At 67.8% G+C, this 25,973-nt stretch carries 25 protein-coding genes; 13 read left to right on the top strand and 12 right to left on the bottom strand.

The features are described 5' to 3' along the window. Positions 1–283 precede the first annotated feature (283 nt). Positions 284–1,198, bottom strand: a complete 915-nt coding sequence (locus ACIHCQ_RS01520; RefSeq protein WP_399656667.1) for a LysR family transcriptional regulator — start codon at positions 1,196–1,198, stop codon at positions 284–286. Positions 1,199–1,610: 412 nt separating this feature from the next. On the opposite strand from ACIHCQ_RS01520, the gene ACIHCQ_RS01515 reads away from it, so the two are divergent. Both ACIHCQ_RS01515 and ACIHCQ_RS01510 read left to right on the top strand, forming a co-directional pair. Continuing rightward, positions 1,611–1,922, top strand: coding sequence for a GlsB/YeaQ/YmgE family stress response membrane protein (locus ACIHCQ_RS01515; RefSeq protein ID WP_399656665.1), 312 nt, complete (start codon positions 1,611–1,613; stop codon positions 1,920–1,922). Continuing rightward, positions 1,919–2,497, top strand: a complete 579-nt coding sequence (locus tag ACIHCQ_RS01510; protein ID WP_399656663.1) for a VanZ family protein — start codon at positions 1,919–1,921, stop codon at positions 2,495–2,497. Before ACIHCQ_RS01515 ends, ACIHCQ_RS01510 begins: the two co-directional genes overlap by 4 nt. A gap of 259 nt (positions 2,498–2,756) precedes the next feature. On the opposite strand, the gene ACIHCQ_RS01505 is transcribed toward ACIHCQ_RS01510, so the two are convergent. The 5 genes from ACIHCQ_RS01505 to ACIHCQ_RS01485 are packed head-to-tail and all read right to left on the bottom strand — an operon-like array spanning position 2,757 to position 7,342. Continuing rightward, entirely contained in the window at positions 2,757–4,628 is a 1,872-nt protein-coding gene (locus ACIHCQ_RS01505) for an ABC transporter ATP-binding protein (protein WP_399656661.1), read from the bottom strand. Beyond that, positions 4,625–5,071 carry a lasso peptide biosynthesis B2 protein gene (locus ACIHCQ_RS01500; protein ID WP_399656659.1) on the bottom strand — a complete coding sequence of 149 codons (447 nt, stop codon included), beginning with the start codon at positions 5,069–5,071 and terminating at the stop codon, positions 4,625–4,627. Before ACIHCQ_RS01500 ends, ACIHCQ_RS01505 begins: the two co-directional genes overlap by 4 nt. Continuing rightward, a complete protein-coding gene (locus ACIHCQ_RS01495; RefSeq protein ID WP_399656657.1) occupies positions 5,068–5,322 on the bottom strand; it encodes a lasso peptide biosynthesis PqqD family chaperone in 255 nt (84 codons plus the stop codon). The genes ACIHCQ_RS01500 and ACIHCQ_RS01495 overlap by 4 nt, the downstream gene beginning before the upstream one ends. A gap of 29 nt (positions 5,323–5,351) precedes the next feature. Further along, the gene (locus tag ACIHCQ_RS01490) at positions 5,352–7,208 is read right to left on the bottom strand and encodes a lasso peptide isopeptide bond-forming cyclase (RefSeq protein WP_399656655.1); all 1,857 of its coding nucleotides are present in this window, start codon (positions 7,206–7,208) and stop codon (positions 5,352–5,354) included. Between the two features lie 23 nt (positions 7,209–7,231). Then, a complete protein-coding gene (locus tag ACIHCQ_RS01485) occupies positions 7,232–7,342 on the bottom strand; it encodes a keywimysin-related RiPP (protein WP_107473153.1) in 111 nt (36 codons plus the stop codon). A gap of 943 nt (positions 7,343–8,285) precedes the next feature. Here ACIHCQ_RS01485 and ACIHCQ_RS01480 point away from each other — a divergent pair. From ACIHCQ_RS01480 to ACIHCQ_RS01470, 3 genes are all read left to right on the top strand, one after another. Further along, entirely contained in the window at positions 8,286–8,996 is a 711-nt protein-coding gene (locus ACIHCQ_RS01480) for a hypothetical protein (RefSeq protein ID WP_399656653.1), read from the top strand. A 663-nt stretch (positions 8,997–9,659) separates the two neighbouring features. Further along, entirely contained in the window at positions 9,660–10,259 is a 600-nt protein-coding gene (locus tag ACIHCQ_RS01475) for a hypothetical protein (RefSeq protein WP_399656651.1), read from the top strand. A 1,810-nt stretch (positions 10,260–12,069) separates the two neighbouring features. Beyond that, entirely contained in the window at positions 12,070–12,231 is a 162-nt protein-coding gene (locus ACIHCQ_RS01470; RefSeq protein ID WP_399656649.1) for a hypothetical protein, read from the top strand. Positions 12,232–12,364: 133 nt separating this feature from the next. Here ACIHCQ_RS01470 and ACIHCQ_RS01465 read toward each other — a convergent pair whose 3' ends face one another. Further along, positions 12,365–13,129 (bottom strand): hypothetical protein, encoded by a 765-nt coding sequence (locus ACIHCQ_RS01465; protein WP_399656647.1) that lies wholly within the window; start codon positions 13,127–13,129, stop codon positions 12,365–12,367. Positions 13,130–13,336: 207 nt separating this feature from the next. On the opposite strand from ACIHCQ_RS01465, the gene ACIHCQ_RS01460 reads away from it, so the two are divergent. From ACIHCQ_RS01460 to ACIHCQ_RS01435, 6 genes are all read left to right on the top strand, one after another. After that, entirely contained in the window at positions 13,337–13,768 is a 432-nt protein-coding gene (locus ACIHCQ_RS01460) for an Asp23/Gls24 family envelope stress response protein (RefSeq protein ID WP_399656645.1), read from the top strand. Positions 13,769–13,804: 36 nt separating this feature from the next. After that, complete coding sequence (locus tag ACIHCQ_RS01455; protein ID WP_399656643.1) at positions 13,805–14,017, top strand: hypothetical protein; 213 nt, start codon at positions 13,805–13,807, stop codon at positions 14,015–14,017. An 11-nt stretch (positions 14,018–14,028) separates the two neighbouring features. Then, positions 14,029–14,475, top strand: a complete 447-nt coding sequence (locus ACIHCQ_RS01450) for an Asp23/Gls24 family envelope stress response protein (protein ID WP_399656641.1) — start codon at positions 14,029–14,031, stop codon at positions 14,473–14,475. After that, on the top strand, positions 14,472–15,158 hold the full coding sequence (locus ACIHCQ_RS01445; protein WP_399656639.1) for a DUF6286 domain-containing protein: 687 nt from the start codon (positions 14,472–14,474) through the stop codon (positions 15,156–15,158). The genes ACIHCQ_RS01450 and ACIHCQ_RS01445 overlap by 4 nt, the downstream gene beginning before the upstream one ends. A gap of 10 nt (positions 15,159–15,168) precedes the next feature. Further along, a complete protein-coding gene (amaP, locus tag ACIHCQ_RS01440; protein WP_399656637.1) occupies positions 15,169–15,762 on the top strand; it encodes an alkaline shock response membrane anchor protein AmaP in 594 nt (197 codons plus the stop codon). A 328-nt stretch (positions 15,763–16,090) separates the two neighbouring features. After that, positions 16,091–16,261 carry a hypothetical protein gene (locus ACIHCQ_RS01435; protein WP_399656635.1) on the top strand — a complete coding sequence of 57 codons (171 nt, stop codon included), beginning with the start codon at positions 16,091–16,093 and terminating at the stop codon, positions 16,259–16,261. Positions 16,262–16,899: 638 nt separating this feature from the next. Here ACIHCQ_RS01435 and ACIHCQ_RS01430 read toward each other — a convergent pair. Continuing rightward, positions 16,900–17,076, bottom strand: a complete 177-nt coding sequence (locus tag ACIHCQ_RS01430) for a hypothetical protein (protein ID WP_399656633.1) — start codon at positions 17,074–17,076, stop codon at positions 16,900–16,902. A 508-nt stretch (positions 17,077–17,584) separates the two neighbouring features. On the opposite strand from ACIHCQ_RS01430, the gene ACIHCQ_RS01425 reads away from it, so the two are divergent. Both ACIHCQ_RS01425 and ACIHCQ_RS01420 read left to right on the top strand, forming a co-directional pair. Beyond that, entirely contained in the window at positions 17,585–18,172 is a 588-nt protein-coding gene (locus ACIHCQ_RS01425) for a hypothetical protein (protein ID WP_399656631.1), read from the top strand. A 6-nt stretch (positions 18,173–18,178) separates the two neighbouring features. Then, complete coding sequence (locus ACIHCQ_RS01420; protein ID WP_399656629.1) at positions 18,179–19,195, top strand: SRPBCC family protein; 1,017 nt, start codon at positions 18,179–18,181, stop codon at positions 19,193–19,195. Positions 19,196–20,524: 1,329 nt separating this feature from the next. Here the strand turns inward: ACIHCQ_RS01420 and ACIHCQ_RS01415 are convergent. The 4 genes from ACIHCQ_RS01415 to ACIHCQ_RS01400 form a co-directional block, all read right to left on the bottom strand. Next, the gene (locus ACIHCQ_RS01415; protein WP_399656627.1) at positions 20,525–22,729 is read right to left on the bottom strand and encodes an FG-GAP repeat domain-containing protein; all 2,205 of its coding nucleotides are present in this window, start codon (positions 22,727–22,729) and stop codon (positions 20,525–20,527) included. Between the two features lie 317 nt (positions 22,730–23,046). Further along, the gene (locus tag ACIHCQ_RS01410) at positions 23,047–23,793 is read right to left on the bottom strand and encodes a DUF1838 family protein (RefSeq protein ID WP_399656625.1); all 747 of its coding nucleotides are present in this window, start codon (positions 23,791–23,793) and stop codon (positions 23,047–23,049) included. A gap of 642 nt (positions 23,794–24,435) precedes the next feature. Next, positions 24,436–25,464: a zinc-binding dehydrogenase gene (locus ACIHCQ_RS01405; RefSeq protein WP_399656623.1), complete on the bottom strand. Its 1,029-nt coding sequence runs from the start codon at positions 25,462–25,464 to the stop codon at positions 24,436–24,438. Next, positions 25,457–25,888, bottom strand: a complete 432-nt coding sequence (locus tag ACIHCQ_RS01400; protein WP_399656621.1) for a 4-oxalocrotonate tautomerase family protein — start codon at positions 25,886–25,888, stop codon at positions 25,457–25,459. The genes ACIHCQ_RS01405 and ACIHCQ_RS01400 overlap by 8 nt, the downstream gene beginning before the upstream one ends. Positions 25,889–25,973 lie beyond the last annotated feature (85 nt).

Here is a 25,973-nt window from a genome sequence, read left to right as displayed (position 1 = left end):
CACCGCTTCCTGCAACCTCTTTGGGAGAATGCGGGAATGGGATCGGGGGTTATGTCCCAGTTTCTGAGCCTGGGTGCCGTGATCGGGTGCACGTACTTTTGTACGGGCGCCTGTTTCCTTGCTTTCTGTGTCCAGCCTGCGGGCGATGCGGATCGCGACAGTCGGCCCAAGCGAAGCTTGCGCCAAGCGCCGTGCCCAGGTCCGGGCGGTTGGCGGCGTTATCAATGCTCCGGCCTCGACCGCGTCCGCCGATGACAACCCGGGCCGGCGGCCGGTCGGGAATTCAGCCCGTGGTCTGGTCCGTGGTGACGAGCCAGCGGAGCTTCTCGGACATGGTGCGTGCGCAGTTGACGATGGCGCGTACGTGGTCGGAGTCGTCGCTCGCGCGCCACAGGACGGACCACGGGTAGTAGGACGCCGGTTCAATGAGCGGTCGCCAGATGGCCCCGGGGAGCGCGGAGATACAGGACGCGGGCACGCAGTACAGGCACCGTCCTTGGGCCACGAGGTCGACGGCGGCGCGGATGCTCTCCACGGTGCCTTCGTAGACGGTGGGCGTGAAGCCGGCGGCCCGGCACATCTCGACGGTGAACTGGTTGAACTCCGGTGCCTGCACTTCCTCGGCGAGCAGCAGTGGTTCCTCGGCCAGGACGGCGACCGGAATGCCGTCCATCGCCGCGAACCGGTGGCCGCTGGGGACCATGACGCCCAGCGGGTCGTGGCGGAACACCTGCGAGGCGACCTGTGGCGGAGCGAGTACCGCCCTGCCGATGCCCACGTCCAGTCGGCCGTCGATGAGTTGCTGATACTGCTCGGGCACACCGGCCTCGACTTGGTGGATCACCAGGTCGGGGTATCTGGCATGCACCTCGTGCAGGATCTGCGGCATCGAGTCGTAGCCGGCATCGATGATGCCGACCCGCAGGGCGGGCGCCGCGCCAACCGCTCTACGGGCGATCTCCGCGGCGCGTCCCACGTGGGCGAGGATCTGCCGCGCCTCGACCAGGAACACCGCCCCCGCAGCAGTCAGTGCGACATGGTGCGTGCTCCGCTCCACCAGGCGGACCCCGAGTTCACGCTCCAGCCGTTGCAGTTGCTGGCTGAGCGCCGATTGCACTATGTGCTGCCGGGCCGCCGCCCGGCCGAAGTGCAGTTCCTCGGACAAGGTGACGAAGTAGCTGAGCTGGCGCAGCTCCACTCCCTGCCACCCCCTTGCCGGCGGCACCGACTGTGCCGGTAAGACTACTGCCATGCCATGGCCCTGGAAGACGGGCAATCGGATTCGGTGATGGACCTTGCAGGGGTTGCTCGTTTCCGTCGCGGCCGCACCGGGATTGACTGACGGTCACCGGCCGGGGCGGTGCCGGTCGCTCCATGTGGGAGTGGATGACCCGCTTTCCAGGCTTCTGTTCCTGGTGGTGATCGGTTGTTGAGATGGGCTGTTCCGGGATCGCTTCTTTCCCGCCCGGTGCGGGTGGGCTTGGCTGTGGAGTGAACGAGTATGCCGTCGTGTCGGGGTACTCGTGCGTGGCTGGACATCTGCGTTGTCCAGCCCGGAAACCGGTCCGGTCCCTCGCAGACCTGGGTTCACCGCTTGTTTGGAGTAGGTCATGGGTGTCATCGCCTGGATAGTTCTCGGACTTGCGTCCGGAATGGTCGCCAAAATGCTGGTCCCCGGCAGGGACTCTCATGGACTGATCATCACCACCCTGATCGGCATCGGGGGAGCACTGCTCGGCGGGTTCCTGGCCACACAGTTGTTCCACATCGATAGCACCCAGGGGTTCTTCAACCTTTCCACGTGGGTCACCGCCATTGCCGGTGCGGCAATCGTGCTGTTTGCCTTCCATCAGTTCGAAGGCCGGAGCAAGGGCCGGAAGTCCCGCCGTTCTGGTCGCCGCCACGGCTACAGCCGCCGATGACAACTCGAGCGCGACCGGCGTCCCCGAAGCGGCGGCAGACGGGCGTGCGCGTCAGGACCGCGAAGAAATCCGGGAACCGGGTTCCCGGAAAACCTCGGCTGTCCGCACCCGTCCGGGTGCTGGCCATGCTGCTGGCCTTCGCGGGGATGGTGGCATTTGGGGTGGTGCTGGCCCGGCTGACTCTGGAGCCCTCGGCAGCATCTGTGGCGTTGACACACAGTAATTTGCGCCCTGGTGACTCCATCCGTGCTTATCTCGCGCAGCCCGATTTCCGTGACACAGTCAAGCAGCTCGGCGGCAATATCGTGCTGGGCATGCCGTTCGGTGTGCTGCTGCCGGTGTTGGTGCCCCAAACACGAGGGCTGGTCCGCGTAGCGGTGGTCACCGCTTTCGTCATGATGCTTGTCGAACTCGTCCAAGGCATGTTCATTACCGGGCGCGCCTTCGACATCGATGATGTCCTGCTCAACACCACGGGTGCTCTCCTGGGTTATCTGCTGGTCGGCCTCTGGCTGGGCCGCGCGGTGCATCCGCGGCGCCGCCACTGGTGGCACCGTTTCACTAAAGCCGGGTGACGGCTCCTGCTTCGGTTTGACGGACACATTGGTAGTGCGTCGGTCAGGCTGAGCGGACGGCCTCGTACGCGGACGGTCCCCCGCCATGAAGACCAGCCTGCGTGTCGTCCTCGACTCGCGCCTGAAGCGCCAGATTAGAGCGGTTTCCCCCGTTCCCATGTTCCGCGTCCCCCGCGGGGTCCGCGGGGGACGCGGCCGAGCGCTTTCGCGAGGCGACCTCCGGGGAATGGCCGCGGGCGGTGTCGTGTCCGTGCCTGATTCACAGCGGGCTGTGCGGGTGAGGGCGGACGGTCGTCACGGGGGAAGGCGGTGCGGCGGCCGGACGGAGCATCTGTCCGGCGGCCAGTTCGCGGTAGGTGGGGCTGCTGGTGAGCAGTTCCTCGTGACGTCCGCAGGCGGCAACGCGGCCGTTGTCCAGCACGACAATCTGGTCGGCGTGCTGGACGGTGGAGAGCCGGTGGGCGATCACCAGCACAGCGCATTCCTGGGCGATGTCCGTCATGACGGTGGTGAGGGCGGTTTCGTTGATGGTGTCGAGGTGGGAGGTGGGCTCGTCGAGCAGGAGGAGTCCGGGGCGGGCGAGCAGGGCGCGCGCCAAGGCCACACGCTGGCGCTCTCCCGCCGAGAGAGTGCCGCCGCGCTCGCCGAGCATTCCCCGCAAACCGCCCGGCAGCGACCGCACGACCCCTTCCAACTGCGCCAGCTCGACGACGCGTCGCACGTCGGACTCGGTCGCGCCGGGCGCGGCGTAGGTGATGTTGTCCCACAGCGTGCCGTGGACGACGTGGGTGTTCTGGTCGACGACGGCGATGCGTTCACGGCATGCGACGCGGCTCAGTGCGGTGGCGGGCGAGCCGTCGAACAGCAGGCTTCCGGAGTCCGGTTCGTAGAATCTGGCGATCAAGGCGAAGACCGTGCTCTTGCCGGCACCCGACCGGCCGACCAAGGCCGTCTGGCGTCGGCGGGGGACGGTGAAGGTGACGCCGCGCAGCACCGGCCGGTCCGGGTCGTAGCCGAAGCTGAGGTCCCGCAGGGCAAGCGCGGGCTCCTCGTACGAGACGGTCTGCCGGGCCTGTTGGCACGTACGTGCCCGGACAGTGGGCCTCGGGGCTGGTGGTGACGGCTCGGCGGGCAGGCAGAGCGCCTGCTCGATGCGCTGGTAGGCCCCCATGCCGCGCTGGATGAGGCCGACCGCGCGGAAGACCGACGACAGAGGCAGGACCAGGTAGGAGGCGTACAGCAGGAAGGCGACCAGGTCCCCGAGGGTGTTGGCCTGCCCGTTCACCCGAAGGCCGCCGATGACCAGGACGATCAGGAAGGAGCCCTGGACCGCGAGTTCGACCGCCGGGCTCATCACGGACGCGAGTTTCGCGGTCCGTACGCCCGCGCCGTACGCCGCTTCGACGCGCTCGCCGATACGCGCCGCTTCCCGTTCCTCCGCGCGGTGTACACGGACCATCGGCAGGGCGCCGAGTGCGCGTTCCAGGTCGGCGGCGATCGCGCCGACGGACGTTTGCATGCGTTCGGAGGCGGCCCGGATGCCCTTGAGCAGTGAGGCGACGACAACGGCGGCGCCGACCACGGTCAGGGCTACCAGGAGCAGCAGCAGCGGGTCGATCCACACCATGAGGACGATCGCGCCGACTGCGACGAGCGCCCCGGTCACGAGGTCGACCAGTGCCTGGGAGACGACTTCCCTCAGCAGGGTGGTGTCCGCGGTGACCCGGGAGATCAGATCACCGCTGCGGTGGCGGTCGTACTCCCTCATCTCCAGCCGGAGCAGCCGTGCCACCAGGCTGTGACGCAGCCCCCGTACGACGCCTTCACCCATGCGCTCCAGAACGAACCGGCCCACCGCGCCCGTCGCCGCTTCGGTGACGAACAGGACGGCCAGAACAAGCAGCAGGGGCCACAAAGTCTGTCCGCGCCCGCTCGCGTCCACGGTGTGTTTGGCGACGAGCGGCTGCGCCAGGCCGAGCGCGGAGCCGGCCAGCGTGAGGACGGAGGCGACGGCGACGGAGGCCCGGTGGCCGGTGGTCAGCCGGTACATGGTGGCGACCGCGGTCCGGGTGGAACGGTCACCCTCGGCTGCCGGCTGTGCCCGATCGGTGCCGGTCTTAGGTCCGGTCATAGGTCCGGTCGTCGGTCCGGTCGGCTCACAGGGGCAACCGTCATCAGCCGGGTGAAGTAGTCGTCGGGCACACCCTCGCCCATGGGGCGGCCGTCAGCCTCGATCCAGGCGTGCGCCGTGAACGGCGGCACCACACGTACTCCGGTGCACCAGGTCGGCCAGGTCCCCGCGAGACGGCACAGCAGCGCAGCCCCCAGGGAACGCGGCAGACAGCCCCTCGGCCCTGCGCACCGCAGGCTCACCGCGCACATGGCGTCCCGGGCGTTCTGGGCCTGCGCGGCGGTGGCTGCTGCGGCTCCGCGCCGTGCGAGGCCGAGTACGGCACGGATCCGGCGGGGCGGCAGGAGGGAGAGCACGAGCGCGGGGAGCAGGACAAGGCGGGCGGCCAGCCGCCGCCCGAAGGGCACTCCGGTGGGCCGTTCCAGTGCGCTGGGCGTCGTCATTCGGCCAGCCCCGACGTGCGCAGCTCCTGTACGAGGGCGTCGACGTCCCGCCTCGCCCGGTCGGGGTCGATGTCGAACTCGTCGGCGACCGCGGCGACCGCGTCCGCTTCGTCACCGCCCGCCATCAGCGTCTTGACCACCAGGGTGCCGGTGGGATTCAGCTCCCAGTACGCCCCGGCGCGTTCGTCCAGGAGAACCGTGCCGTAGTCGGTCTCGGCGGTGGAGACATCGGCGCCGAACTTCAATGCCATGCCTGTGACCTTTCTGTTGGGCGCGGTTGTCATGCGGAGGCGGGCGTCCTTGGCTCGGCGGCCCGGCCGAGGCCGCGCAGCCAGACTTCGGCGGCGATGGTCGAGTAGAGGACCGCGTCGCGCAGTTCGGGTGTGGCCGGGCGCTCGGCGAGTCGGCGCAGGGCGGCGCCGTCGACCAGGCCCAGCTGTTCCAGCCGTGAGTCGTCCCACAGCGCCAGCAGGTCCGCGCGGTGCTCGCGCAGTCCGTTGGCGGCGTCCATGGAGGCCGCGGCCTTGTTGGTGCGCCGCAGGCACGCGTCGGGCACGATTCCGCTCATGGCGGCGCTCAGGACGGGTTTGTACTGCCAGGGCGTGACGCGCTCGCTCGGGCGGACCGCGAGGCATGCCTCGATGACGCGGTCGTCGAGGAACGGCGAGGCCATCGGCACGCCTGCCCTCGCCGCCATCCGGTCCCACTGGCGGATGATGCGCGTACAGGCTCGGATTTGCTCCAGGTCGGCGTGCAGACCGCGGTCCGGGTGGTGCGGGACGGCGCTCGCGGCAGCCTCGCGCAGCGCCCGCCGCGCCGCCCGCTCGGCGTCGGGGGTGACCCAGTCGAAGAGGCGAGGGGGCATGCCCCAGCCGAGGCTGGTGCTGACGGTGGCGGACAGTGGGTCGCGCAGGCGACGGCTGGAGTCGGCCAGCCATTTCCCGTACGGCCGGGAGTCGGCCAGCGCGCGGACCGTGCCGCCCAGTGGCCACTGCCACAGGGCCCGGAAACCGCGCAGCTGTTGAAGGGCGAACGGCGGCCGGGTGCGCAGCAGCCGGTGGTAGTACGCCTCGGAGCACCAGGCGACATGGTCGCCGCCGATACCCGTCAGGTGCAGTCGGCTGCCGCGCTCGGCCATGCCGGGCAGGTGGTGCAGAACCCGTGAACGGTCCATGACGCCGATGGTCGGCTCGTCCAGCAGGTCGTCGATGGAGAGTAGATCGGTGTAGACGAGCGGGGAGGCGTCGGCGTCCCAGACGACGTGCTCGATCTCCGGCAGGGAGCGGGCGGCCTGTTCGGCCCAGTACAGATCGGTGTCCGCGGGATCGCGGCCCGGCCAGGTACTGGCCACCACCCGGGCCGGGGAGCGCGCGGCCAGAAAGCAGATGGACGTGGAATCCAGGCCGCCGGACAGATCGCAGCTGACCACACCACCCTGGCGGGTACGGGCATCGACCGCCGTGGCCAGGGCTTCGCGGACGAGCGGCGCGGAGTCGGCGAGCGTGCGTACCGGTTCGGGCGGTGTCCACCAGCGCGAGTGGCGTACGGTGCGTCCGTCCGGCGCGACGATCAGCGCGTCGTGCGGAGACACGGGCATGACGCCGCGCCACATCGGCGCCTCGGCGAGCGGATGGGGGACCGGCCACAGCAGCCGGACGGCCAGTTGCTCCTCGTCCGGGTCGTTGCCGAGCGCGGCGGCGAGTACGTCGGCGCGGGTGGCGGCGACCGTCACGCCCTCGATGCCGGCGTGGAAGACGAGCCGGAGCCCGGACGCGGTGCCCTGCACCCGGAGCCGTCCGTCGAGTGCGGCGACGAGATGGAAGCTGCCGGGAAGGGAGCGGGCCAGTGTGTCGAGTTCGGCGAGATCGCGTAGCCGCCCGGCACGGCGCTCCAGCTCCGCGGCGTCGATCGGGCAGCAGCCGACGACGGCGACGGCCGCGCGGCCGGCGCGGGCCGTGACGATGTCCCGGTCGTGCCACTGCCCCACCAGCCAGGGCCGGCCCGAGGCGTGCTTCAGGATTCGTGTGCCGTTGCGAGAGAAGGAGCGGGCCACGGCGGCCGCATCCTCCCGGTCGGTGAAGACCGCGAAGTGCGCGTCGCCGGGGCCCGCTCCCGCACTCTCGTGCAGTTCAGTCATGACGTCAGGTCAAGTACTGGTGGTCAGTTCTTGCTCAGGATGAGCCGGTCGTTACCGGACCTTTGCAGGAGCCCGGTCTTCTTCCGGAACGTCCCGAGCCGGACCAGCGTCGGCGCTTCGTAAGCCTTCTTCATGGCTACTCCTCAGTGCAGGTGTCACGCCGCCTCCGTGTCCGGCTGCGAATCGGGTACCGGTCCGCAGCCGTCCTGCCAAGCCCATCGGGAACCCGGAACGAGGAAGCGGGCGCACCGAATAGCTATCTGCATAAGCGGACGGCATGACAAGGCCGCGAGAGAAAGTCGGATTATAGGTGAGTTCAAAAAAGGTCAGGTGGCTACGCTGCTATTTGGTGGGTTCGGTAAAAGTAAAACATCAGGAACCTGCATGAATGCGAGTTCGAAAAAGCGTTTCTACCTGCGCAGCGAAAATCACCGGGCCGGCGTGGCGGACAGCGCGCGCCGGACGTGCGCGGACAGCGCCGCCGGGGCGCAAACGCGCCCCGTCGCGCTTCCTTCGGCTGGATGCCTCCACCGAAATCCGTGGCGGGAAGCGCACACAGCCGGCACCGCCCGCTGGACCCCGGTGCCTACTACAGCGGAGGACCCATGCCCCTGTGGAGCGCAAAGCCGTGGACGGAATGCGGGGGAGCCCTTGCCGGGCAGGCCCTCATGAGCGCCAAGACGGGAAGCGATGGTATCCGTGAGCTCCACCTCGGCGAACGGTCAATAAGCAAGTCCCTGGTCTCTGACCAGGGACTTCGTCACGGAGCGAGTGACGGGAATCGAACTCGCTCTCTGAGCTGGGGAAGCATCCGGCACTTCAGGGGTGATGTGGCCCCTGACCAGTGAAAAGGTGCTGCCGCACGCTGCTTTCCGGCGGTCCGGGACTCTCCTGTTGACCGCTGGTTACCCCCGTGACTGGCACGTAGTGGCACGGCCTGTGCATGCGACTGCTCGTGAGGACCTTGAAGCGCGGGTCCAGCCTCGTGGGCGTGTGTACAAAAGCAGCCCCTGAGTCGGGGTTCGCGGGAGCGATCCTCCTCGCGGAGAGGTTGTTGTGGTTGCGGGATCCACACTCGTGACGACGCCGAAGCAGCATCTGGTCCAGACTGCCGCCCGCAACAACGCCGAGTGGTGCGCGGCGATGAGCCGTTCGCACGACTTGACCAGCGAGTTCAGGGCACAGGCCTGGGCCGCCTCGGCCCGCACGCCGCTGTGTTACCCCGACGCGGTGACGCTGGTGCCGGGTGCCGACCCGGCCGCTCTGGCAGCCCGGATCGACATCACCGCGCCCGGCGCCTCCGTCAAGGACAGCTTCGCCGACCTCGACCTGACGGAGGCCGGTTTCCAGGTGCTGTTCGAGGCCCAGTGGATCCACCGACCGGCGAGTGCGCCCGCCATCGCCTCGGATCTTGCCTGGGACGTAGCGGGCGACCCGGACACGCTGCGCGCCTGGGCGCTCGCTTGGGACGACGGGAACGGCAACGCGGGCCTCTTCCGGCCCGAACTGCTCGACGACCCGGCCACCTTCGTGCTCGCCGGACAGTCCCCTGGCGGCCGGGTCATTGCCGGAGCGGTGGCGAGCCGCAGCGACCATGTGGTCGGAATCTCCAATGTCTTCGCACTGGACGGCGGCCCTGACACGGCCTGGCCGGTCGTACTGAACGCGGTTCACTGGCTGTTCCCCACCCTGCCGGTGGTCGGCTACGAGCACGGCGATGACCTGGCGGCCGCCGTCCGCCATGGCTTCGAGCCGGTCGGTCCGCTGCGGATCTGGTTGCATGGCTAGACCGTCTCCAGCGCCGCCCGAGCCGCCGTCCGCGACCACCATCCCGATGGGGAAAGGTGACCGCGTGGGCCCACCCACGGCGAGTACGTCTGCCAGCAGACGGCGGTGCAGGTCCGTGAGGTTCAGGGCAGCGGCCTGAGCGCTGTGAGCCGACTCGTCGAAGGAGCTCTCCCAGAACCACACGGACATCACGGCTGACCAGTGTGGGCAGTGTGGGCCACAGGCCGAGGAGCAGGTCGTGGTTGAGGTAGTTGCCAGCATGTCGCTGAAAACGGCAACCCACCCGTTTTGATTTGGATGGGAGTCATCGCTCAGCGCGCAGTCCGCTGCTTTCTCTTGGTGTGAACATGGAGCTGTGAATGCGCACTTTGCTTGCGGTGTCCATACCTCGTACGGTCCTCACATCGGAAGTCCGACTGGCTTCGTTGCCGAAAATAGCGCCGAAGCGATATGGGCACCTCTTGGATATCGCCGCATTCCTCTATGGGTGCTGCGTTTCGCCGGTGACGGAGGAGGATTCGTCCGCTGCTCCCCGGAGGGAATTACTCGGAGGGTTGACCAGTACTTCGCGGGCACGAAAACATGCGTAACAGGAAGTGGCTGATCGTTTCGTGGTAGAGTCTTAATGAATTCACAGGGCGCCACGATTAAAAGGGGAATGGCGTGAATATCGAGAAGGTTACGGCTCGACGTCTTACGGCCGAGGAGATTTCAGAGTTGGGCCTCCAGGACGGCATCTTCGTCTCGGCAGGGATGGATGGACTTCCTCTCGACTGCTACGCCCCGGCTTTCCTTACGGAGCCGGGTAAGAAGTTTGAGGGAGGGTCCTTCACTGCGAGGACGATCTTCGGTGAGGAAATTCAAGTCCTTCCGGACAATGCTGAAGAGGGCGGGATCTGGATTGCCGACAAGGCGGGGGAAGAAATCGAGGTTCTCCAGAGTGCCGGCGTCCTCCTGAACCTTGCTCTCTTCGTGCCCAACGGGAACAAGAAATCCCTGGAGTCGCTCTACTCTGCCGCGCGGGACGCGTTCGGTGCGGGGGTCGTTCAGCGCTGGAGCGAGGAAGTCGTCGCGGTGCCGGACGTCAAGGTCGACCTGTACGAGGAGCCGGCCCGGGGGCGGAAGAACACGAACAGCCAGAACCGCGACCGCCGCGCCCTGGACATCTATCCGACCCGAGTGCGGTTCTTGGAGCCCAGCGAGGGCTGGAGGTTCCTTATCGAACCGCACAAGGAGATGGTCGATGACACACCGACGATCTGACCTGATGGCAGCCTAGAGGCTACGCCGGCGGCACAAGCCCCCCTCGGGGTCAAGCGGATGTTGTCAGCAGCTTGATCAGACGCTCGGCTGGAGTCTCCCAGCCGAGCGTTCTGCGTGGGCGGGCGTTGAGTTCCGCGGCGACGGCGTCCAGGCGGTCGTGGCTGCGGAAGGGGATAGGCCTTGGGGCTGCTGAGGCATGCGGTTCGTGAAGCCCCCAACTGCCGGTGGCTTTGAATCGTGGACACCTCTGACCGTCGCGGCGAACTCTGGGAGGTTCAGACAACAACGAAGCCTCGGGCCGTTGGCCCGAGGCTTTCGTGCGGAGCGGGTGACGAGAATCGAACTCGCGCTCTGAGCTTGGGAAGCACCCAGCACTTCGCGGCTGATGTGACACCTGACCAGTGAAAAGGTGCTGCCGCACGCTGCTTCCCGGCGGTCCGGGGACTCTCCTGTTAACCGCTGGTTACCCCCGTGACTGGCACGTAGTGGCACGTAGTGGCACGGCCTGTGCATGCGACTGCTCGCGATGACTTTGAAGTGCGGTCCAGTCTCATGAGTGTGTGCACAAGAGCGATCCTCCTTGCGGCAAGGTTGTTGTGGTTGCGGTACAGCGCTGCCGTGCCGCCTTCACAGATCCAAATGAGACTCTGTCGTCGCCCCGTGCCGCAGGACCACATACGTCGGCCGAAACGGAAGTCCACGCAGTGCCGGCTCCATGACCTTGAAAAGGGCTTCGGAGTCCGGCCCGTACGCGTACACCACGGCCTTACCCCCACCGAACTCGTTCCCGTCCACCTCTCCGACTCCCGCGTTTTGGACTGCGGCCGCCATAGCGTGTTCCGCATCAAAGATCATTGCGCGCTCGCCGCGCGGGTGCGAACGGTCAGTCCTCCGAGGAGGCGGTGCTGATCTATCAATTACTCGAACTGGGAGCGTCAGAAGGAAGCCGCCGATGGCGTCGGCGCTCGCATGCGAACTGAGCGGACGAAGGTGGAATGCAAGCAGGCATCTGCCAGACAACAGGCCCTTCATAGACTGCGGTTGTCCGCTCTGTCTGGCACGGATCTGGCACAAGCGTGTGTCAGCGGTTCAGCCTCTTTCACCACGAGTGGCCCGCTTCACCGCCGCGTTACGGGCGTGGACCTCTCGTCATAGAGGGCGCTCGTAGTCGGCGATCTGTTGGCGCACGGGCAGGCTGATGGTCGTCCGGATCAGCCGCTCGTTCTCGCGGTCCACGAGGAAGGGTCCGTTGCCCCGAGACGGGGGCCTTGAGCGGTCGGCCGAAGGCCGACTGAGCGTCCTCTTCAGCCAGCATTGCTCGGTGGTGACACGGATGCGGAGCACCGCTTCAGGAGTGGGATCGAATCCTTGATCGGGGTCCGGTTCATGCCGGGTGGTGCTCCGCCATCCGCTCACGCGTGCGGGGCGTTCTTACCTGCGGCCGGGTGGGGCAGTAGCCAGGTGTGGTGGGCTCGCACTTGATCCGGCTACCTCTTTGTCCCGTACTACGGGTACGAAGTTCGCTGAGGTCTCCTGGTCTGGTTACGAGGCTGCTAGCCAGCGCTTGTGACGGTCGTCTGTGGTCGCTGTGCTTCTGTGCTGTACGGCGACGGATCCGGAGACCTTGGCTCGTTCGCTGTCTGCCCAGGTCACAGCCATGGGCTAGAGGCCGGTGCTACGATTTGATCACGAATAGGCCGAACCTCAGCAGGCGGGTATCGCGGGTCAATATCCTGAAGGGTTTATCTAGAAATATTTGCGTTAGAGAGCCGAGGAGGAGCCGGAGTCGGGAGGGGGACAGGAGGCGACCATGACCGTCCTTGCGATGTTTCTTCTCATCATCGGGACAATCTTGATTCTGCTTGGGACGCTCCTGGTCGTCGTCGGGGCAATCGTGATCCTCATGGGGGTTGCTCTGATTGCCATTGCGGCCTTCCTCCTGATCCGGAGAGCGCTGAGGCGTCGACAGTAGAAATGGCAAGGCCGAGGCGGGGTGTCTGTGCGTTCGGGCCAGGCGGTGGCCGCGGTGTGGCCTGCGCCGAGGGCGAGGCCGGAGAAGTGGGACCGGATCAGGCCCAGCACGTCGAGCTGCCGTTGACGTCTGGTTAGGCTGCGGTTTCTGTGACGAGGACGGCGGTGGTGACCGGGCCCGGGGTGTCACTGGTGGGTGCGCCGGCTACCGCTGCCCGGACGGCGCGGGCGACTTCCAGTGGATGGTGTCCGGAGGCGACCGCGAGCTGGACCTCGATGTGGAGGCCGGGTGGATCGTCATGTTGCTCCACCTTGACCGGGCGGCTTCCCAGCACGGTGGTGAGGCGGGCGACGCCCGGAACGGCCGCCGCGACGTCGGCCAGCTCCCCGTTGGACCCCCGCATGGGTCCTGTTCTGGGCGCTGGGGGCGAGCTTTGCATGGCTGCGGTTTCCGGCGGGGGTCTCACGGCGCTGTCCGAGGTCTGTGATCTGACGGCTGCCTCCGGGCCTTCGAGAAGGTCTGTGACGCGCAGATCAACTGTCACGATGGCCAGGCCGAGCTGTTCAGTGGCCGCGTTGAGCAGTGTGGTCCTCAACTGTTCGGCGGTCTGAGGCAGCGGTTGCCCCATGGACGCGGAGAAGGCGGCCTCGATCCTGAGTGGGCCAGGCGGTAGCGCGCTGGCCGGTGGACGGACGGTCGGCTCGGACACGGGCTCAAGTGGTGCCGTTCCGATGCGAAGGGTCTCGAGCCAAAGGCCGGGAATCTCAGCGGCCGTGCGCCTGAGAGCCCAGGCGGCCGCTTGCTCGGTGATCCACGTCCCGTCGTCGGGCCCGCCGAGCGGGAGTAGTCGGCCCAGGTAGAGCCGGCGCCGTATTGCCTGTGTTCGCACCTCAGTCACCGGCCTCTCACCCTCTTTTCCTCCATGGCCGCGGTTCTCTTCCTGCCGCACTGCGTCCGGAGTGTCCGAGAGGCTCCGGGCAGGGGCCCTCGTGCCACTCGTTTGACCACCCCGTCCCATGGTCCCACCCATCGAACAAAACGCCCTTAAACGAATATAATGCGCATAAAGAGTGCCAGGTGAGCTCCCTAAGGGAGGAACAGCCCGATGACTGAGAACACCGGCGTAAAGCACGGCGGTGCGCCCGGCTCTCGCGGCCGGACGACCGTTGCCGATGTGGTGGTGGAGAAGATCGCCGGGATGGCGGCGCGGGACGTGGTCGGCGTCTATGCCCTGGGCAGTGGGTTCGCGCGCTCGATGGGGTCCATGCGGGAGCGGATGCCCGGCGCCGGTAGTGACAAATCCGTCACGCGCGGGGTCAGTGTCGAGGTCGGAGAGGTGCAGGCGGCCATCGATCTGGAGATCGTTGTTGACTACGGCATCTCCATCACGGACGTGGCCAGTGCGGTGCGGGAGAACGTGATCTCCGCAGTGGAGCGGATGGCGGGGCGGGAAGTCGTGGAAGTCAACATCATGGTCAGTGATGTGAAGCTGCCCGACGAGGAGGGCGAAGGGGAAGAGCGGCCGCGGATCCAGTAGCCGGGGCGAGCCGGCGGCTGAGGGAAGGAGCGCGTGATGAGCAGGGCCGTGGTGGGCTTGATTGCCGGAATGGCGCTGGGTTTTGCCGCGCATTTCGGTGACTTCGGGGCCTTTCTGCTGGTGCTGGGGCTGGGCGTCGTCGGACTCGTGGTCGGGCGGCTTATGGAAGGTGATCTCGAACCGGGCGACTTCGTCCGCCGCCGAGACCGGCAGGAGCGGATCCGCGATGACGGGCGACGGGCACGGTGAGACTGGCGGCAGTGACCGGTGAAGCCGATCGGCGTCCGGGCATCCCCCGCGGGGAGCGCGGTGCGATCACCGTCGCCGACCGGGTCGTTGCGAAGATTGCTTCCCAGGTGGCTCGGGAGGTGCTGAGCCGGTTCACCGAGTCGGCGGGCCACGTACCGCCCGGCCGCCGGACGCCACGCGTGACGATGTCCGTGCGGCGGGCACCCGAGCGGAACGACGAAGGACGAGACGGCGATCCTGCCGAAAGCCGGTCGGCCGTGCTCGGCGAAGCACGGATGCGCATCACCGTCGAGCTCGGCTATCCGTCCGACATCGGGGCGCAGTGCGCCGCGGTGCGCCGAGAGGTCACCGAACGGCTCAGGACCTGGGCCGGCATGGACGTGTCCGACCTCGCAGTGTCGGTCGAGAGACTGCACTCGGTGCACTCGCGGCACACAGATCAGGAGAGGGTGAGATGAGCGCGAACACCCGGCGGCAGCCGACCAGCGACAGCAATCCTTCCTCCCGTACCGGACAGGCGGCTGCGTCCGTCGGCGACTCCCTGGGCAAGGGCTCGACGGCGACAACGGTCCAGGAATCGGGCCGGCCGACGCGCCGTTTCTGGTCAGCGCGGCGGATCCCTGCGGCCTTGGTGGCCCTGCTGTCCGCCGCGGCCATTGGATTGCTCCTGTACGACGTGATCTCGGTGCGGGCAGGCCGGCCTGCGATGCTCTGGCGACGGCGGCTCGCTGAGGAACTGGCAACACGGCCGCTGGATGACATCTGGATGATCGTCGGGGCCGCACTGGCGATGGCCCTCGGCGTGTGGCTTTTCCTGCTGGCGGTGACGCCGGGACTGCGTGGGCTGCTGCCCATGCGGCAGCCCACTGGCGTCTCCGGGACAGGGGAGGTCCGTGCCGGGCTCGACCGCCGTGCGGCCGCCCTGGTTCTGCGCGACCGGGCCATGCGGGTGTCCGGTGTTCAGTCGGCGCGGGTCGATGTCGGCCGCCGGAAGGTCAAAGCCCGGGCACGGGCACATTTCCGCGATCTCGACGAGGTCCGCGCGGACCTGAACGCGGCGCTGGGGGAAGTCGTGACGTTCTTGGGTCTCGCCCGGCAACCCACGCTGACCGTGCACGTCCAGCGCCCGAAGAAAGGCTGAGGTGATCCCGATGCTCAAGACAGTGAATCGGATGCTGCTGGGATTGGTCGGCCTTGGACTGTTTGCCCTGGGTGGCGGCGTGCTGCTGAGCGGGCTGGATCTGCAGCGCCGCTGGGGTTTCGGCATGCCGGGCTGGTGGCCCTTCCGTGGGCCGGACGATGTGGTGCTGGGCACCGAGGGACGTACCCGGTGGCGGGAAGAAGGCTGGTGGTGGCCGACCGTCATCGCGGTGCTCGCCGTGCTGCTGGCCCTGCTGCTGTGGTGGCTCCTTGCACAGCGCAGACACCGCCTGGGCCGGGTCCTCGTCGACAGCGAAGACGGCGCGGCGGACCGACTCAACGGCCGCACGCTGGAGGACGTGATCGAAGAAGAGGCGCAGGCCCTGGACGGGGTCTCGCGGGCACATGTACGGCTGACGGGCCGAAGTACTGCTCCCACCGCACACGTGCGGCTGTTGCTGGAGCCTCACGCGGACCCAGAGCGGACTCTCGGTCAACTGAGCAGAGAAACGCTCGCACACGCACGAGACTCGGCCGGCCTGGACCGCCTCCCGTCGAAGGTCCGACTCCGAGAAGTCAGCCACCGCGCCCAACGCGCCGCCTAAGATCCCCTGGGCCGAAGTCCCATGGGGGTTACCGGCTGCGAGGCGTCCCGGATTCCTGGAACCCGAGCGTTTTGGCATGCAGAGGATCGGACGAGCTGCACGTTGCCTGGCGCACTCCCTTCGCTATCGGCGAGCTCGAAGACACCGGCCACGCCGATGACGAGTGCGGCGAGCAGCGCCGAGCACGGCCCTGCGGCCGAGGGACGGCCGCGGGCCGTCATGTACCACTCCAAGGCCGACGCGACACCGAGCACAGTCACAGCGTGTCCCGCCGTACTCGAGAGGCCACGCAGAACCCGCGCGGTTCCTTCCCGGGAGGCATCCCGTCATGGTCCTCTTCCTGACCCTGTTCATCGCCGGAATCGCTCTGGTCGCCATCGGCGCGGCCGTCGACGGCATGCTCTATATGTTGTCCGTCGGCGTACTACTCCTTATCGCCGATCTGCTCTACCTGGCGGCCCGCTCCATGTGGCGCTCCCCTCGGCGCCCGGCCCGCTGAAAAGCCTGGCCACGGCGGCGGACCCAGGTGCCGCCGGAGCGTGCGGCCGTTCGGGGGTGCCACAGTGCTGGACATGAGTCCGACCAGTTCGTCGAAAGCTTCATGGTCGCGCGCGGGACAACAGGACGTCACTCTCATAGGGAGCGCGGAGCCAGTCGGGAGCGGCTTTTCGAGCTCGGCTCCTAAATGGCTCCCGAATGACCCGGACCAGTTCAGTAGCTGGCGACAGCCCCGCTCCGCGGCAACAGGCGGAGCCCGTACAGCGAGAGGGCCCGTTGCCCGGGCTTGGCGGACCAAGGCGAGGGCCTCGTTGAGCGGCTTGTCGCCGAAGAGCGCGTCACGATTTCCGAGCCCGACGAGGACGAGCTGACGGAGTGGCGACGCGTCATCGACTACGCGAAGCGGCACGGCCTGGCCCCCGCAGGGCAAGTACATCGAGAAAATACACATGTGGAACCGTGACCTGCAGATTTCCCTGGTTACGGGACCGCACGCCAATTCGCGGAGAGAGGCGCCCGAGGACGCGCTGCCGCCGGTCCGAGTTGCCCGCGCAGCTTCGTTCCCCACACCCGGTTGTGGCGGCTCTGCGGGATGATGAGGGGCGGCTGGCGATGCTGTCCGCGCTCCGGCGGTGGGCGCTACTGCTGTTCCAGGGTCTTGTCGCGGAAGCCGTACGGCGGGGACACGGGATCGAGGATCACCCGGTCGCCGATCACCATCGCAGCCTTCCGTACACCTACAACGGGCAGCATTTCCCCTCGCGCCACTCGCGGCGTGAAGGCGAGCTGGACGTGCTCGTCGGCGGCATCACCCACGCCGTCACGGTCCAGCAGGAGTTTCCGCAATTCCCTGATCCGGAGCGCTCCGGGAAGCTCGTGATCGAGCTCGGCTACAGCAGGTCCGGTCGGCAGTGTGCACTTGGGCTGATCGCAAGCGCTGGTTGCTGGAGGACATCCTCGGAGCGGTGCTCGATCATGGAAGGGGTGACGGGAATCGGCGGCGCCGTCCTGGGGCTCGCCGACCAGGTGGAATCGCGCCAGGTGTGGTGGCAGGCCCGACCTGCCGTGGTGGGGCCCGTCCGCCAGCCCGGTGATCCACGCGACGTGAGGCCTCCTGTGGATCTGCATGTGACAAATGTGTCTAATGCTGAATAATCGGATATAAGTGCGGCTCCTGTGGGCAGGGGTCGGGAGGTGGCAGGGCGAGATTCGGAACGCCTCGGGAAGACCTCGCACACATCACGTGGCCAGAGTCTGAAACGATCCGACGCGAGTGCGGGGTCTCCGGCAGTGCATCGATTCGATGCAGGAGGAGACAGACATCATGAAGAACGGCCAGGTAGGGCTAGCCGTCGCCAGCGCCTACTTCCTCGGACGCTCGCACAAGATGCGGTGGGCGTTGACGCTTGCCGGCGTGGCGGCGGGCAGTCGCCTCCGTCCTGGCGGCGGTGGGGTGGGGACAAAACTCCTGAAGTCCCCCGAGGTCGACAAGCTCACGCAGACCTTGCGCGACGAGTTGCTGTCGGCGGGCAAGACTGCCGCCGTGGCTGCGGCCGGCAGTCGTATCGACTCATTGAGCGACCGGATGCAACGACGAGCCTCGGCGCTTCGCGCCGGACCGGAGGCGGAGGAGCCCCGCGACGAGGAAGAAGAGCCGCGCGGCGAGGAAGAAGAGGAAGAAGAGGAAGAAGAGAAGGAAGAAGAGAAGGAAGAGCCGGCCGAGGAGGCCAAGCAGCGGGAGAGGGGGCGCTCTGCGCGGCCCCGGACGCCGGACACTCTTCCCGCTGCGGACAAGGAGAAGACCAGCGGGAGCGCCAGCAAGAGCCCGAGCCGCAAGACCGCCAGTAGTCGCAGGACCGCGAGTTCCGGGTCGTCCGGTAGTGGCTGGTCCGCACGGCGAGGCCGAGGGTGATGACGTATGACTGAACGATTGGGCGATCAGACTTCGGGCGGCCTGGGCACGTTGACCAAAGAACTGCCTACCGACCGCTTGCTGGCAGAAGCGCAGAACCTCCTCGCCGCCCTCGGAGAGCGAGCAGTCGCCAATATGACGGACAAGGTCCAGGATCTGGCTCACGGCGGGGGACTGGGTGGCGGTCTCAAAGCCAAATTGGCGCTCGCGGGAGGCAAGCACCTCCTGTCCCAGGGCGCCTCGCGGTTGAAGTCCGTCGTCGGCAGCGGCATTTCCCAGGCGAAGGAGAAGGTCAAGGAGGCGCTGGGCGGCGGTGACAAGAAGCACAAGAAGCTCAAGGTCGTCAACATCGTTGAACAGATCGATGTGGGCCTTCCCGTCTCCGACGCCTACAACCAGTGGACGCAGTTCGAGGACTTCCCCAACTTCATGAAGAAGGTGGAGGACGTCGGGCGGGAATCCGAGACGGAAACGAACTGGAAGGCGCAGATCTTCCTCTCTCACCGGAAGTGGAAGGCGACCGTCATCAAGCAGGTGCCGGACGAGCTGATCGTCTGGGAGTCGAAGGGTGACAAGGGCCATGTCGACGGGGCGGTGACCTTCCATGAGGTCGGGCCGCACCTCACCAGGATCCTGCTGGTTCTGCAGTACCACCCGCAGGGCATGTTCGAGCGGACCGGGAACCTCTGGCGTGCCCAGGGCCGCAGGGCACGGCTCGAACTGAAGCACTTCCGCCGGCACGCCATGAGCCAGGTACTTCTGCACCCCGAGGAGGTTGGGGGGTGGCGGGGCGAGGTGCGCGACGGCGAGGTGGTGCGCAGCGATGAGGAAGTGCGCGACGAGGAGGCCGCGGACGAGGAGGAGCAGGGCGAAGAGCAGCCCGAGGACGAATTCGAAGAGGCGGAGGAAGAGGAAGAGGAAGAGGAAGAGGAGCCGCGTGACGAGGAGGAAGAAGAGCCCGAGGTGGAGGAAGAGGAACGGGCTAGCCATCGGCGCCGGCAGTCCTCAGCGAAGGCCAGGTGAGCGTGATGACCGTAGCCAGCCAGCCAGCCGGCCAATGCAACCGCTACCTGGACCGGCCCTCCGCGGGCGGTCTGGTCGAGGTAATCGACCTGATTTTCGACAAGGGGGCTTGACTTGCGCCTCCGAATTCGGCGCGGTACTGAGTCCCTTATGGCACGCGAATGGCACGCGGCCTAAAAATGGTCTAGACGACAAAGAAGCCCCGGGCCGCTGACCTGGGGCTTTCGTATGGAGCGGGTGACGAGAATCGAACTCGCGCTCTGAGCCTGGGAATCAACGGCGATTCCGAGCAGCTCACTGCTCTGATCAGGGGTTTTCCAGCTTACGAGTTGCATCGGAGTCGGTTGGATTGACCGCTTCTGACCTTGGTGTACCGCCCTGGAGGGCTGGGAAGGGGCTGGCCTGTGACTGGGCGGCAATGAAGAGACTCAGATGGGCCAGGCCCGCTGCGACGAGGGGCGTCGGGTCCAAGGGCCACAGGGCGGTGTGCTCACGCGAAGGAAGAGGACTATCGGATCCCCCTCCGATCTACGGAGGGTAGAACCTCGCCGAATCCTTGACTGAGAGCGTTTGTTCCGGCCGGGCAGTGTTGCCGTTTCAGCCCAGCCCAGCCTGATGCTTGATCCTTCTCATGGCGACTGGTCTCCCCGCGTCCGCTACGCCTAGGAGTCCGCCGGCGACGAGGGGCGAAACCACGCGATCAGGGTGAGCACGTCACGCGCCCCCGGTCAGGATGTCCTGCTGCACCCGGGGCCAGTCGGCTCTTGTTCCGGGCATCAGCACGCTTTCCAAATGTTCGTCTGGCTATCTGGGTGCAGAAGGAGGTGTCCTGACCTGCGGCTAGCGTGTGGGACTCGAACCCACAACCAACGGATTAAAAGTCCCGGCAGGTTCCTGCCGGGACTTCCGCCGTATACCCCTCTCGTCCAGAACGGCCTGGTCAGAGGCGTGCGGCTCGGTATTCAATCCAGATCTGAGCGTGTCATCCAGCACGCCCGCTTACGCATCGCTCACGCATCCAGAGTTCCGCCACCACCTTTGCGGCCCAACACGCCTTCCAAGTCTGTTGGCGCTGGTCAGAGTACTGTCCGGGGCCGATCAGCTGTGTTGATGCGGAACCAGAGGGCCGTCGGAACTACGTGTCCGGCCATAACTGAACGCTGCCGAACGTCGGTGAATGAGACAGAAACTGAGACGGCCGAACGGCACTGCGCCAGTGGTGACACCTCGTCATCTGGACGCGACGTTGACCCAGCAGCAGGGTGACCGCGACGGCGGTGGCGAGCCGGCGGTGGTGCCGGATGGTGCGGTGCACGGTGGTGCGGGTTCTCATGCGATGTGGTTGAACCTGGAGCCCTCGCCCGCGTACAGCGACGTCGACTGACGGCTGAAGGGGGCGGTGGTGGAGCCCGTCGAGCGGTAGACATACGTGCCGCCCGCCCCGTACGCGATCAGGTCCGGGCGCCCGTCGTTGTCGACGTCACCGGCGCCGACGAGCTGGGTGAAGGCACCCCAGCCGCCGCCGATCCGCACGCGGGTGGAGAAGTTGCCGCGGCCGTTGCCCTGGTACAGCCAGAGGACGCCGTCCTTGTCGCGGGCGACCAGGTCTCCGGCGGCCGTACCGGCGATGTTCCCGACGGCGGTGAGCTGGTTGTAGACGCCCCAGCCGCCGCCGACTCGCACGCGGGTGGCGAAGGGGGCGGTGGCGGAGCCCGTGCCCTTGTAGAACCACAGCACGCCGGCGGTGTCCGTGGCGAGGAGGTCGGTGCGGCCGTCGCCGTCGAGGTCCGAGCCGCCCGTGAGCTTGTTGTAGGCTCCCCAGCCGCCGCCGACGCGGGCGCGGCTCGAGAAGGTGCCGTCGCCCTTGCCGAGGTAGTGCCAGAGCACGCCGGAGCCGTCGAGGGCGAGCAGGTCGCCGACATGGTTGCCCGCGATGTTGCCGACGGCCTCGATCTGCTTGTACGTCTGCCAGCCCGCGCCGACCCGGGTGCGCTGGGCGGGCTTGACCTGGCCGTTCACCGGCCGGTCCAGCAGATCGTCGCGCCACAGCACGCCGGAGGCGTCCCGGGCGAGGACGTCGGTGGAGCCGTTGTTGGTGTAGTCGTGCGGGTTGATCGTGCGGACGACCGTCATGAGCCAGCCCTGGTAGGCGGGCTCGCCGATGCCATTGAGCGGGGTCGCCTCGGCCTCCACCGCGTACGTGCCGTTCGGCGCGTCCACCCCGCCGATGATGCCGTCCCAGGTGTAGCTGAAGAGGGTGCCGCTGACCGGGGCGTTCACGCGCTTCCGGAACTCCTTGCCCGTGTCGACGTGCGTGAGCGTGAGGTCCAGGTAAGCCTCGGGGCGCGACAGCGTCCACCCCAGCGTCACCTGGCCGCCGGTCTTGTCGAGGTTCGCCACGTCGGGGACGTGGACCTGCTCGATCTCCAGCCCGACCGGCTGGCCCGCTTCCGCCACCTTGGTGACCGTCGGGGTGCCACCCTCCGCGGCCTCGATCCGGAACAGCCCGTCGCCGTCGGCGGCCCGGCTGCCCTTCACCACCGCGCTGCCGTCGCCCGCGGCCGCCGAGCCGGACGCGTGGTCGGCGAGGTCACGGGTCTCGCCGCTGGTCAGGGAGACGGCCCGGACGGGCGTCGAGGGGTTGCCGTGCACCAGCCAGCTGCCCACGAGCGCGGTGTACCACTCGTCGTCGCGGGGGCCCAGGACGGTCCGCTTCTCCTCGCGCGTCTTGCGGTCGACGGACGTGACGAACAGTCCGGTGCCGGTCTCCCACTCGAGCCAGGCCACGTGCGAACCGGAGAACATCAGGTTGCTGAAGCCGTACCCGGACTCGGCAGAGGAGTACGTCTCGGACACTGTCCCGTCCACCACGTCGATCACGGCCCGGCCGCCGGTCCGCGCGTCCGCCGGGCCCGTCTCGTACCCGACGAAGGCGACGCCGCCCTGAACCGCCGAGCTGAAGAAGTCGGTGGCGTCCGCGGGTAGCCCCGACACCTTGCGGCTGGTCGTCGTGGCGCCGTCCTTGCTCACGACGTGCAGCTCCGCCGTACCGTCGTCATTCGTCACCTGCGCAAGCACGCTCGTCGGGCTCAACACGGCCACGTAGTTCGCGCCGAGCGCGCCGAGGTCGATGTCCACGCCCGGGGCGGACGGGTCAGCCATGTTCCGCAGGGTGAGCGAACGCATCTCGGAGACCCAGTTGGCGTCGCCGAGGACGACCACGTCGCTTCCCAACATCGCCCACCCGCCGCCGTCGGGGCGCTGGAGCTGAGTCGGGGTCCCGCCCCCGTACGGCGTCCAGCGCAGGTCCAGGGTCCCGTCGTCGGCATAGGAGTGGGTGAGGAAGCCGGTGGCGCCCGCGCCCGTGACCTGGGCGTCCGCCGGGAAGACGGGAAGGGCGGCGGGATGATCGGCCGAGACGGAGCCCGAGACGGCGGCGAAGGCGGCCGGGGCGGTGGCCAGCGTGCCGGCGCCGAGTGCCGTGGCGGCGAGGACGGCCGTGGCGAGACGGGTACCGGTGGAGCGGAACTGCAAGGTGAACCCCCACGAGAAGATCGGAGACGGAAGTGCCGTACCCGATCAGACTCATGATCGGGTTGCGTGGTTGTACGGAACTTCGGTGAACCGTTCGACTTCGTCGGGGCGGGTGGCAGCGCCCGTCACCCCGTCCGCCCGCTCCACCACCCCAGCACGTACCTCGCCTGCCCCGCGTGCTGGTGAGCCCGGCAGACGGTTAAGCCCGAGGTACGAGCACGGCTGCGGCGAGACCTGCGAGAGGAAGCCCGGCTACTGCCCCTAAGGGAGGGCAGTCCGGGGCCAGGGGTGGCCTGGCGGCGAGGGAAGCTCGGCGGCTACTTCGGCGGGTTGAACTTGCGGAAGTACGTCCAGCTGGTCTCGTTCGGCTCGCTCCACTCCTCCGGGGCCTGGGCGAACTCCGGGTGGCGGTCGGCGATGTAGGCACGGGTCCGCTCGGGGACCTCGGCGTACGAGCCGAGCTTGCGGCCCCGGCAATGGAAGGCGAGGCCGCCGGGCCGCTGGCCACGGGCCATCCACGGGAGCCACGGGGACATCCGGGCCCACGACATGGTGGCTGGCACGCTGGGAGCCGAGCCTGCCAGGCCGGCGCGGTCGGCGAAGAACTGGAAAAGCTCCAGGGCCTTGTACGTGTCGCCGGCCGAGTGGACGGGGTACTGGGCGACCGGCAGCGGCGAGGGGTAGGCGAGCGGGATCTCCAGGCTGAAGCAGACCTGTCCGCCGAGCTCAGTCGTCGGGATCGGGAAAGGGCGCCACTTCTGGTTCGCCGGGTCGTTCCAGACGTGCACCACCGGCAGGCCCTGCCAGGTCTCAAGGATCTCGCGGGTGGCGGGGTCCAGGTAGAAGGCGGCCTCGCGGGTGAGTAGCTGGTAGGCGTCCGGGCCGGCTTCGGCGTCCTGGACCAAGCGGGCGACGTTGAGTCCTTCGAAGCCGAAGAGGCGCTGGTAGGGCTCGTCAGGGGCCCAGGAGTACACGTCTCCGGACCACCAGTACGTGACCTCCTCGCCGTCGAGCGAGGCGCGGGTGCGGGCGAAGGAGCGAAGCAGCTCTGCGGGTGTCGTCATACGGAGTACTCTGCGCGGCCGCTGCCCCGGCCCGGCGGGAAACACCCCGGCTGGGGGCGGAAGCGGCGGGAAAAGCCGCTCCCGGGCCGACAGGCCCGGCAAGATCCGAAAAAGACGGCCTAACCGCGTGTGCGACGCAGGGCTACTTGAATTCGATCTCGCGATGCGGGAGAGGGAGTGAGACCCCGTCCCCGGGCCATCGCACTCGCCATCGATGCAGATCGGAGGTGCTCCTATGGCACGCGAATGGCAAGCGCCGTAAATATGGGCTAGACAATAAGCAAGGCCCGGGTCGCTGACTTGGGCCTTCGTCGTGAAGCGGGTGACTGGATTCGAACTCGCGCTCCGAGCTTGGGAAGCACCCAGCACTTCAGGGCTGATGTGGCCTCTGACCAGTGAAAAGGTGCTGCCGCATGCTGCTTACCGGCGGTCTGGGGACTCTCCTGTTGACCGCTGGTTACCCCCGTGACTGGCACGTAGTGGCACGGGCGGTCCCTGCGCCTGCTCGTGAGGCCTTTGAGGTGCGGTCCAACGTCGTGGGCGTGTGCACAGGAGCGGCCCTTGGGTCGCGGTTCGCGGTTCGCGGTTCGCGGTTCGCGAGAGCCCAGTGCATCAGGTTTCTCTGTGTACGTGGTCCCGTCGTCAGCGAACGGGCCGGGACAGGGTGAGGTCGCGGACGAAGACGGGCTTGAGGTGCTTCTCGGGCAGCGCGTCGGGCAGTTGCTCCCAGTCGAGGACGTGGGAGACGACTCGTGCGGGGGCGACCTTCCCGGAGGAGGCGAGGTCGAGGGCGTCCGGGATGTTGTGGCGGACGTTGTCGCGGGCGATGCGCAGGGTGACGCCGGTGAGGTACATGTCGAGCAGGGGCAGTTCGCCGGGACGGAAGTGGTTGCCGGCCGACTCGCAGATGCCTTCCGGTGCAAGGGACTTGACGGCGAGGGCCAGCTGGTCGACGCGGCCGGTGGCCTCGACGGCCAGGTCGAAGCCGTGCCGGACCGGCTCGATCGCCTCCGCGGTGCGGGCGCCGTAGCTCTCGGCGAGCCGGCGGTGTTCGGGGTCGGGGTCGACGTAGAGGACGTCGGAGGCGCCGAGCGCGCGGGCGATGTCGCACACATACAGGCCGATGCTGCCGCGGGCGACGATCAGCACCCGGGCTCCGGGGCGGGCCTTGAGGTGCGGAGCGACCAGGCGCCAGGACAGGGACCAGTTGTCGCTGGCCGAGGCCATGGCGACCGGGTCGAGGCCGGCTGGCAGTGGGACCAGCATGGCGTCCGCGTACGGGACGTGGACGAGGTCGGAGAAGAGCCCGCCCCAGCTGCCGCCGATCGGCGCTCCGTACATGGCCATGTGCGGGACCGTGGTGCAGTGGGCGGTCAGTCCGGCGCGACAGTCGTCGCAGGTGCCGCAGTTGATGGACCAGGGCACCACGACCAGGTCGCCGGGGGTCACGGTCGTCACGGCGTCGCCGACGTCGGTGACGCGGGCCACGCATTCGTGACCGAGGGCGAACGGCGGGTCGAGGAAGCCGTGCCCGGCCAGGATCGCGGAGTCCACGTCGCAGGGGGTGGCGGCCACCGGCGCGACGATCGCTTCCCCGGCGGACCGCACCTTGGGATCGGGGGCCGCGCGCCACTCGACGGTCCGACGAGCGATGTAGGTGAGCTCACGCATCGGCCTGCTGCCCCTTCGCCATGGCCACGAGGTCGGCGTAGCGGACGACGGAGCCGCCCGCGCCCCAGGTGCCGTCCGGCTGTTCATGGATCAGCACCCAGACACGCAACGCGTCGTGCTGGGAGAGACCGGCGGCCTGCAGGACGGTCTTCGTCGCGTCCTCGAACAGCCCGGCTTTGCGGCGCTGGGACAGGGCGCCCTCGGGCACGGTGACGTCCACGAGGAAGCGCGGCTCGTGGTCCTCCGCGGTGGTCTGGGCACTCTCGGGCAGCTCGACCAGGTAGCTCCACGCCTGGGCACGGAAGAAGGCGGTGTCGGGTGCGCCCTCCCAGCGCAGCAGCACGGTGGCGAGGTCGCGCTGGATGGTGGTGCGGACCGGCTCGGTCAGGGAACCGGTGGGGGCGGTCAGCCGGATCATGGGCACGGCGACTCCTTGTCGCGTCGACGTCTCGTCGACGACGTCTTGTCGACGACGTCTTGTCGACGACGTCTCATTATGACGATCGTTA

The organism is Streptomyces sp. NPDC052236 (genome assembly GCF_044548015.1).
Taxonomy (GTDB): domain Bacteria; phylum Actinomycetota; class Actinomycetes; order Streptomycetales; family Streptomycetaceae; genus Streptomyces.
The sequence above is the reverse complement of the archived record's forward strand: the minus strand, read 5'-3'. Positions and strand labels throughout refer to the sequence as shown.

Coding starts and splice junctions, on each gene's coding strand:
- ACIHCQ_RS01515 (WP_399656665.1), top strand. CDS start 1,611: ATGGGTGTCATCGCCTGGATAGTTCTCGGACTTGCGTCCGGAATGGTC.
- ACIHCQ_RS01425 (WP_399656631.1), top strand. CDS start 17,585: ATGAAGAACGGCCAGGTAGGGCTAGCCGTCGCCAGCGCCTACTTCCTC.
- ACIHCQ_RS01510 (WP_399656663.1), top strand. CDS start 1,919: ATGACAACTCGAGCGCGACCGGCGTCCCCGAAGCGGCGGCAGACGGGC.
- ACIHCQ_RS01410 (WP_399656625.1), bottom strand. CDS start 23,793: ATGACGACACCCGCAGAGCTGCTTCGCTCCTTCGCCCGCACCCGCGCC.
- ACIHCQ_RS01420 (WP_399656629.1), top strand. CDS start 18,179: ATGACTGAACGATTGGGCGATCAGACTTCGGGCGGCCTGGGCACGTTG.
- ACIHCQ_RS01435 (WP_399656635.1), top strand. CDS start 16,091: ATGGTCCTCTTCCTGACCCTGTTCATCGCCGGAATCGCTCTGGTCGCC.
- ACIHCQ_RS01495 (WP_399656657.1), bottom strand. CDS start 5,322: ATGGCATTGAAGTTCGGCGCCGATGTCTCCACCGCCGAGACCGACTAC.
- ACIHCQ_RS01490 (WP_399656655.1), bottom strand. CDS start 7,208: ATGACTGAACTGCACGAGAGTGCGGGAGCGGGCCCCGGCGACGCGCAC.
- ACIHCQ_RS01460 (WP_399656645.1), top strand. CDS start 13,337: ATGACTGAGAACACCGGCGTAAAGCACGGCGGTGCGCCCGGCTCTCGC.
- ACIHCQ_RS01500 (WP_399656659.1), bottom strand. CDS start 5,071: ATGACGACGCCCAGCGCACTGGAACGGCCCACCGGAGTGCCCTTCGGG.
- ACIHCQ_RS01505 (WP_399656661.1), bottom strand. CDS start 4,628: ATGACCGGACCTAAGACCGGCACCGATCGGGCACAGCCGGCAGCCGAG.
- ACIHCQ_RS01455 (WP_399656643.1), top strand. CDS start 13,805: ATGAGCAGGGCCGTGGTGGGCTTGATTGCCGGAATGGCGCTGGGTTTT.
- ACIHCQ_RS01405 (WP_399656623.1), bottom strand. CDS start 25,464: ATGCGTGAGCTCACCTACATCGCTCGTCGGACCGTCGAGTGGCGCGCG.
- ACIHCQ_RS01470 (WP_399656649.1), top strand. CDS start 12,070: ATGACCGTCCTTGCGATGTTTCTTCTCATCATCGGGACAATCTTGATT.
- ACIHCQ_RS01445 (WP_399656639.1), top strand. CDS start 14,472: ATGAGCGCGAACACCCGGCGGCAGCCGACCAGCGACAGCAATCCTTCC.
- ACIHCQ_RS01485 (WP_107473153.1), bottom strand. CDS start 7,342: ATGAAGAAGGCTTACGAAGCGCCGACGCTGGTCCGGCTCGGGACGTTC.
- amaP (WP_399656637.1), top strand. CDS start 15,169: ATGCTCAAGACAGTGAATCGGATGCTGCTGGGATTGGTCGGCCTTGGA.